Here is a 6,130-nt window from a genome sequence, read left to right as displayed (position 1 = left end):
GAAGAAATTCGGTACTCAGAATCTCTAATGTTTTCAACCGGTTGTCCGTCGATTTCCGGCCCGCAAAATCGGCGTGCCCCTCGAAAGAGATGCGTATTCTACAGCCCTGCCCCAAGGTGTCAACGGTTGCCGCGAAACTTTCTCTTTATTTCTCCGTAAATCGCCTAGTCTTTGACCAGCACCCTGGCAATCTTCTTCTTGCCGGCCTGCAGCACCACGTCAGCCCCTGCCACAAATGTCTTCTGTTCTGTAAGTTGCTCGCCATTCAGATAGACCGCGCCACGCCCGAAGACATCTTTGGCAGCCTTGCCCTGCGCCAGGCCCGCCTCCTTCAGCAGACTGACAATGTGAATAGCCTCCCTGCCCGCAAGCGATATCTCGACTTCAGGGACATTGTCGGGTATCTCCCCCAGACCGACCCGGTTTCCTGCCGACATGTGGGCACCGGCCGCTGCCTCTGCGTCGTGGAAACGGGTAATGATTTCCTCGGCAAATAACTTCTTGTAGGCTTGCGGATTCTCTCCTGCTTCTACCGCAGCCTGAAACTGCTTGACCTCGGCCATCGGCCGCAGGCTGAGCAGCTCGAAATATCGCCAGAGCAGGTTATCCGGCATCGACAGCAGCTTGGTGTACATTTCGCCCGGCGAGTCATTCACGCCCACATAGTTACCGAGGGATTTGGACATTTTCTGGACGCCATCCAGCCCCTCAAGGATCGGCATCGTAAGCACCACCTGCGGGGCCTGCCCATAATGCCGCTGCAGATGACGCCCCATCAGCAGATTGAACTTCTGGTCCGTGCCCCCCAGTTCCACATCCGCCTCAAGCGCCACAGAGTCGTATCCCTGAACGAGGGGGTAGAGAAACTCATGGATAGCAATCGACTGCTCGGCTTCATAACGCTTGTGGAAATCGTCCCGTTCCAGCATACGGGCAACGGAATACTGGCCAGCCAGCCGGATCATATCCGCAGCACTAAGCGTGCGCATCCAGTCCGAATTGAACACCACCTCGGTTTTCCGGGGATCCAGAATCTTGAAGACCTGTTCTTTATAACTTACCGCATTCCGGGCCACCTGCTCTTCGGTCAGCGGGGGACGTGTTGCGCTTTTACCCGTCGGATCACCGATCATCCCGGTGAAATCGCCAATCAGGAAAATGACCCGGTGACCCAGATCCTGGAACTGACGCAACTTGTTGATCAGGACCGTATGCCCCAGGTGAAGATCCGGTGCAGTAGGATCGAAGCCTGCCTTGATTCGCAGCGGGCGACCGGTCTCGAGTTTCGCCACCAGCTCGTTTTCAGGAATCAGCTCATCAACACCACGCTGGATTATTGCCAGCGCCTCTTCAATCGAAGCCATTTACGCCACATCCTTAATACTGATCAACGGGAACTGCGCGGTTACAGACACCTACAAAAGAAATCCATGAGTTACCGGCGCTCCTGCTACTATTTCGGTTAATTTCTGAACAAGGTCACAGTCAGTTCCCTGTGAAAAGCCGAGGGATTATACCAGCGCCGGGGTAAAAAATCTGGCGCGGACAGGGCTAACGGTAATGTTTCCTGCTGTTCTGGATGTATTTTATACGGTAATCTGTTGGCCTAGACTTGAATTACGACTTTAATTAGACGGTACAACCTGCCGGAATCTGGATCAAAACGGGTGTTACACGTGCTGAAAATGTTTCCCAGAACACACATAACGATTGCAGCTAGCGTCAGCGTGCTTGTGACCGCCGCCGTGCTGATGAGCCCCAGTTCCCGGGTAGAGGCTAACCGTGTTACCTATGCCCTGGATCTCGAGGAAGGCTCACTGGTCAAGGCAGGTTTTGTCAGCTCAGGTATAACTCCACAGGCACCGGGCAGTCTGAAAGAGATAATCAAGCCGGAGACCACCAGTACCCAGACCGGACCGTCAAGCACGCCGGCAACCACTTTGGCCATGGCCGATGCAGCCACGCAAGCGCTCCCGGCAACAGATGCAGCGACCGGAGTGCTGGCGGCAGGTCAAGCGCCGACGCCTGTCCAGCCCCCTCAACTGCAGTGGCAAACTTTTGATATTCGTTCCGGGGATACGCTGTCGTCATTATTTGGCAAGGCGGGATTTGACGACGGCCTGATGCTCTCAGTCATCCACGGCGAAGGGGAAGCCGGCAAGCTCCAGCGCCTGTACGCTGGCGAAACCATCCGTTTCGCCACCGACGAGGCCGGTGAACTGACAGCCGTCGAACTTCAGCGTGACCGGCTCGAAAGCCTCCGGATTTCCCGGACTGATGATAGCTTCGGCGGCGAAACGGTTGTGCGTGAGCCGGATGCACGGCCTGTCTTTGCGTCAGGTGTCATCGAGGGGTCGCTTTATGTTGCAGCCCGCGAAGCGGGACTTTCGGATCGCGTCGCCATGGAGATGGCCGGTATCTTTGGCTGGAACATTGATTTTGTCTACGACGTCCGCAAGGGTGACCGCTTTGAAGTAGTCTACGAAGAGCTTTACCTGGACGGCGAAAAATTCGGTACCGGAGAGATTCTCTCCGCACGCTTCCTCAACCGGGGGGAAGAGGTTATCGCGCTGCGCTACACCGACAGCAACGGCGATACAGATTACTATTCACCAAACGGCAGCAGCATGCGCAAGGCGTTCCTGCGAACACCTATCAACGCCCGAGTGTCTTCATCCTTTAACCTCCAGCGCCGGCACCCCGTACTGGACGTCGTCCGCCCACACGAAGGCACGGACTATGCCGCACCTCCCGGAACTCCGATCAAGGCGGCTGGCGATGGCCGCGTCATTTTTGCCGGCTGGAAAGGCGGCTACGGTCGCACGGTCATCCTCCAGCATGGCGAAAATATCACCACTCTATACGCCCACATGAGCCGCCTCGGCCGCGGTATACGCAATGGCAGCCGCGTCAAACAGGGGGACACCATCGGCCACCTCGGGTCTTCGGGTATGGTTACGGGCCCGCACCTGCATTACGAATTCCGGGTTAACGGGTCGCCCCGCAATTCCCGCACCGTCAAACTGCCTGACGCCAAGCCGGTACCCAAAGCCGAATTGGCCAGATTCCAGCGGTTTGCCAAGCAGGAATTGGCCAAATTCGAGCTGTTCCGTGGGGACGATCATCAACAACTGGCCCTTGCCTCAGACGAGTAGATTGATGGACGCCTGGATCGGCTTGATGTCTGGCACCAGCATGGATGGCATCGATGCCGTCCTGGTGTCGTTTGCGGATCAACGCGTCCGTATTCACGGCCACCACAGCGCTCCCTACCCCGACACCATTCGTCAGCGCCTGGTCAATCTCAGCCAGAATCATGGGACCCCCGATGAACTCGGAGAACTGGATCATTGCGTGGGTGCCCTGTTTGCTGAAGCAGTCACTGAACTTCTCGAAAAATCAGGACTGGCCGCCAGCCAGGTCAGGGCCGTTGGCAGCCATGGCCAGACTATTCGCCATCGACCCGATGGCGGCACACCGTTTTCACTGCAGATCGGCGACCCCACCCTGATCACAGAGCGCACGGGCATTACCACGGTTGCGGACTTCCGGCGGCGAGACCTTGCGGCTGGTGGCCAGGGGGCTCCCCTGGTTCCTGCATTCCACAAGGCGTTTTTCAGCGATCGTGGCGAGGATCGCTGTATTCTGAATCTGGGCGGCATCGCCAATCTGAGCCACCTCCCTGCCGACAGCAGCCGGCCAGTCACCGGCTTCGACACCGGTCCTGCCAATGCATTGCTGGATGCCTGGTGCCGGCATAATACCGGTCAGGCGTTCGACATGGACGGTACCTGGGCAAACGAGGGCAAGGTAAACCAGCCATTATTGAGCGACATGCTCTCTGACGCCTACTTTCAGCGCCCGCCCCCGAAAAGTACCGGTACAGAAAAATTCAACCTGGACTGGGTGCAGACCTTACTCGCGCGCCACTCCGATGTTGCCGAGGCAGATGTTCAGCGCACACTGCTTGAGCTGACCGCTATCACGATCGCCCAACAGTTACCTCAACAGCCAGGCACAACAGTGTTTGCCTGCGGCGGCGGCGCGAACAATCCGGTCTTGATGAGAGAGCTACAGCGGGCCTGTAGCCCCTGCAAATTAACCACTACAAACCACATCGGGCTGGATCCGCAATGGGTTGAACCTGCAGCTTTCGCCTGGCTTGCCAGCCAGACTCTACAGGGACGCCCCGGCAATCTTTCCGAGGTTACCGGAGCAGAAGGCAGCCGGATTCTGGGCGCGATCTACCAAGCGTAAGAATACTGACCACCAAGAGCTGATCAGATTGTGAAGGAACTGCCACAACCACAGGTTGAACTGGCATTCGGGTTCTGAACCACGAACTGAGAGCCCTGCAATCCCTCCAGGTAATCAACGGTTGCACCCACGAGATACTGATAGCTCATCGGATCAACCAGGAGACTGACGCCGTCTCTCTCGATCACCGAGTCCTCATCATCTTCGGCTTCGTCAAAGGAGAAGCCATACTGAAACCCGGAGCAGCCTCCTCCAGTGACGAACACCCGGAGTTTCAGGTCCTGGTTTCCTTCCTCTTCAACGAGCTCACGTACCTTGGATACCGCACTGTCGCTAAGAAAAAGCGGGGTTGTCGCCTGTTGCTGAACTACACTCAAGAGTGCCTCCGGATATTACAACGCTGATTCCGTAATTATGGTATTCCTGACTAAAACAATCAACTATTCCCTTTGGCATCGGCTTCTGCAACGATCCCGACCTCACTGGTCTCAACTTCCTTATCCACACCTTTCATATCCATATCTCCCACATCCACATCTTGCTCATCCACACCCAGTTCAGCAGTTCTGGTTTTGGTCAGAAGACCGGCTGGCTCATGCTGATGAACGAGGCTGCCGTTGACCGTTGCACCCATTGCCATTTCGATAAGGTCGTAATAGACATTGCCATGGATTGCCGCGTTTGCCGCCAGTTCCAGATGGGCGGATGCATAGACATCGCCCTTGACCGTACCATTGATAATCACATGTGGTGCGCGAATATCGCCCTCGACTATGCCGACCTCGGAAATGCGCAGTACCGCATCACTATCCTCATCCGCCACCAGCATACCGCGTACCTTGCCGTCGACATGGAGGCCCCCGGAAAAATTTACATTGCCATGAATATCGGCCCGGGAAGATATCAGGGTATCGAAATTCCCGGTAGGGCGGCGTGGTTTCTGTTTCTTTTTTCCCAACATATCAATTCTCCGTCAGCTCATCCCAGTCAAAACTGCGCTCAACCAACGCCGAGCCGGACCCATCCCGCTTGGCCGTTACCTGAACACTCATTGGTTCAAAATCCTCAGGCAACTTCAGCCTGCCCTTCACCTCCTGAAAGTACCGGTATCGCAGTTTGATATCGGTATTTTCAATATCCCCGGAGAGATCTTTCAGTGCAATGGTCTCGCGCTGGTCATTACGCTGGCCAATCAGATCTACCCGCGCGGAACCGGAGAGGTAGTTTTCGTTATCGCCCCGCTGGACCAGCACAACCATGAAATCATAGACACCATCGGCACCGGCGCTGCGCAGGGCGACACGATCAATCTGCAGACCCCGGCTGCTTTCTGACGGCGCCATAATGGTCTTGTAGAACACCAGTTCCGACTGCAGGGAGGCCAGTTTTGTCTCCAGCCCCACAATATTCCGCCTGGCCTGGTTCAGCGCCTGCTCATCGACTGCACGGCCACGTTCCAGATTCACAATCTGCTGGTTCATCTTCAGGTTCTCGGCGCGCAAATGCCGGACCTGGTCACTCAGATGCTCCCTGGATTCTTCGGCCGTCGAGAACCGGAATCCACTCTCCGCGAGTCCGGCGGCATAACCAATAATGCCGGTCGCCAGGGAAAACACCAGCAGGATCAGAGTCCGGCGCACCCGGTAGCCTGGCCGATGCCGGATAACAATATATTCTTCTGATGGCTTTTTTTGATCTGTCACCTAGTGTCCCGTCTGGTTAATTCGCTGACCTACTGAGCCCCTGAAAGCCTTGAGAGCAAGGCGCGGTGGCGATGGTTTGGTGGTTCCAAATCGAGCCGACGCAACACCGCTGTCAAGGCTTTCAGGGGCTCCCGGAGGGCTTGTCGCTCGGGCCTCTGGACCTGTGTTGC

The 6,130-nt window shown here is 56.3% G+C and carries 6 protein-coding genes; 2 read left to right on the top strand and 4 right to left on the bottom strand.

What is annotated here, in order from left to right:
* Positions 1 to 164: 164 nt before the first annotated feature.
* Complete coding sequence (tyrS, locus tag VJ956_RS05930) at positions 165 to 1,364, bottom strand: tyrosine--tRNA ligase (RefSeq protein WP_324082760.1); 1,200 nt, start codon at positions 1,362 to 1,364, stop codon at positions 165 to 167.
* Positions 1,365 to 1,676: 312 nt separating this feature from the next.
* Here tyrS and VJ956_RS05925 point away from each other — a divergent pair, with 312 nt between their 5' ends.
* Both VJ956_RS05925 and VJ956_RS05920 read left to right on the top strand, forming a co-directional pair.
* Complete coding sequence (locus VJ956_RS05925) at positions 1,677 to 3,155, top strand: OapA family protein (RefSeq protein ID WP_324082758.1); 1,479 nt, start codon at positions 1,677 to 1,679, stop codon at positions 3,153 to 3,155.
* Positions 3,156 to 3,159: 4 nt separating this feature from the next.
* Entirely contained in the window at positions 3,160 to 4,257 is a 1,098-nt protein-coding gene (locus tag VJ956_RS05920) for an anhydro-N-acetylmuramic acid kinase (protein ID WP_324082756.1), read from the top strand.
* A gap of 23 nt (positions 4,258 to 4,280) precedes the next feature.
* On the opposite strand, the gene erpA is transcribed toward VJ956_RS05920, so the two are convergent.
* Genes erpA through VJ956_RS05905 form a run of 3 tightly spaced genes read right to left on the bottom strand, consistent with a single transcriptional unit; the run spans position 4,281 to position 5,960 of the window.
* The gene (gene erpA, locus VJ956_RS05915) at positions 4,281 to 4,634 is read right to left on the bottom strand and encodes an iron-sulfur cluster insertion protein ErpA (protein ID WP_324082754.1); all 354 of its coding nucleotides are present in this window, start codon (positions 4,632 to 4,634) and stop codon (positions 4,281 to 4,283) included.
* Between the two features lie 59 nt (positions 4,635 to 4,693).
* Positions 4,694 to 5,218 (bottom strand): polymer-forming cytoskeletal protein, encoded by a 525-nt coding sequence (locus VJ956_RS05910; RefSeq protein ID WP_324082752.1) that lies wholly within the window; start codon positions 5,216 to 5,218, stop codon positions 4,694 to 4,696.
* A 1-nt stretch (position 5,219) separates the two neighbouring features.
* On the bottom strand, positions 5,220 to 5,960 hold the full coding sequence (locus VJ956_RS05905; RefSeq protein WP_324082750.1) for a DUF6776 family protein: 741 nt from the start codon (positions 5,958 to 5,960) through the stop codon (positions 5,220 to 5,222).
* Between the last annotated feature and the right edge of the window lie 170 nt (positions 5,961 to 6,130).

Origin of the sequence: Marinobacter sp., assembly GCF_035268745.1 — a bacterium.
Classification (GTDB): domain Bacteria; phylum Pseudomonadota; class Gammaproteobacteria; order Pseudomonadales; family Oleiphilaceae; genus Marinobacter.
This window is presented reverse-complemented; position numbering and strand designations above follow the sequence as displayed.

Coding starts and splice junctions, on each gene's coding strand:
- tyrS (WP_324082760.1), bottom strand. CDS start 1,364: ATGGCTTCGATTGAAGAGGCGCTGGCAATAATCCAGCGTGGTGTTGAT.
- VJ956_RS05920 (WP_324082756.1), top strand. CDS start 3,160: ATGGACGCCTGGATCGGCTTGATGTCTGGCACCAGCATGGATGGCATC.
- VJ956_RS05910 (WP_324082752.1), bottom strand. CDS start 5,218: ATGTTGGGAAAAAAGAAACAGAAACCACGCCGCCCTACCGGGAATTTC.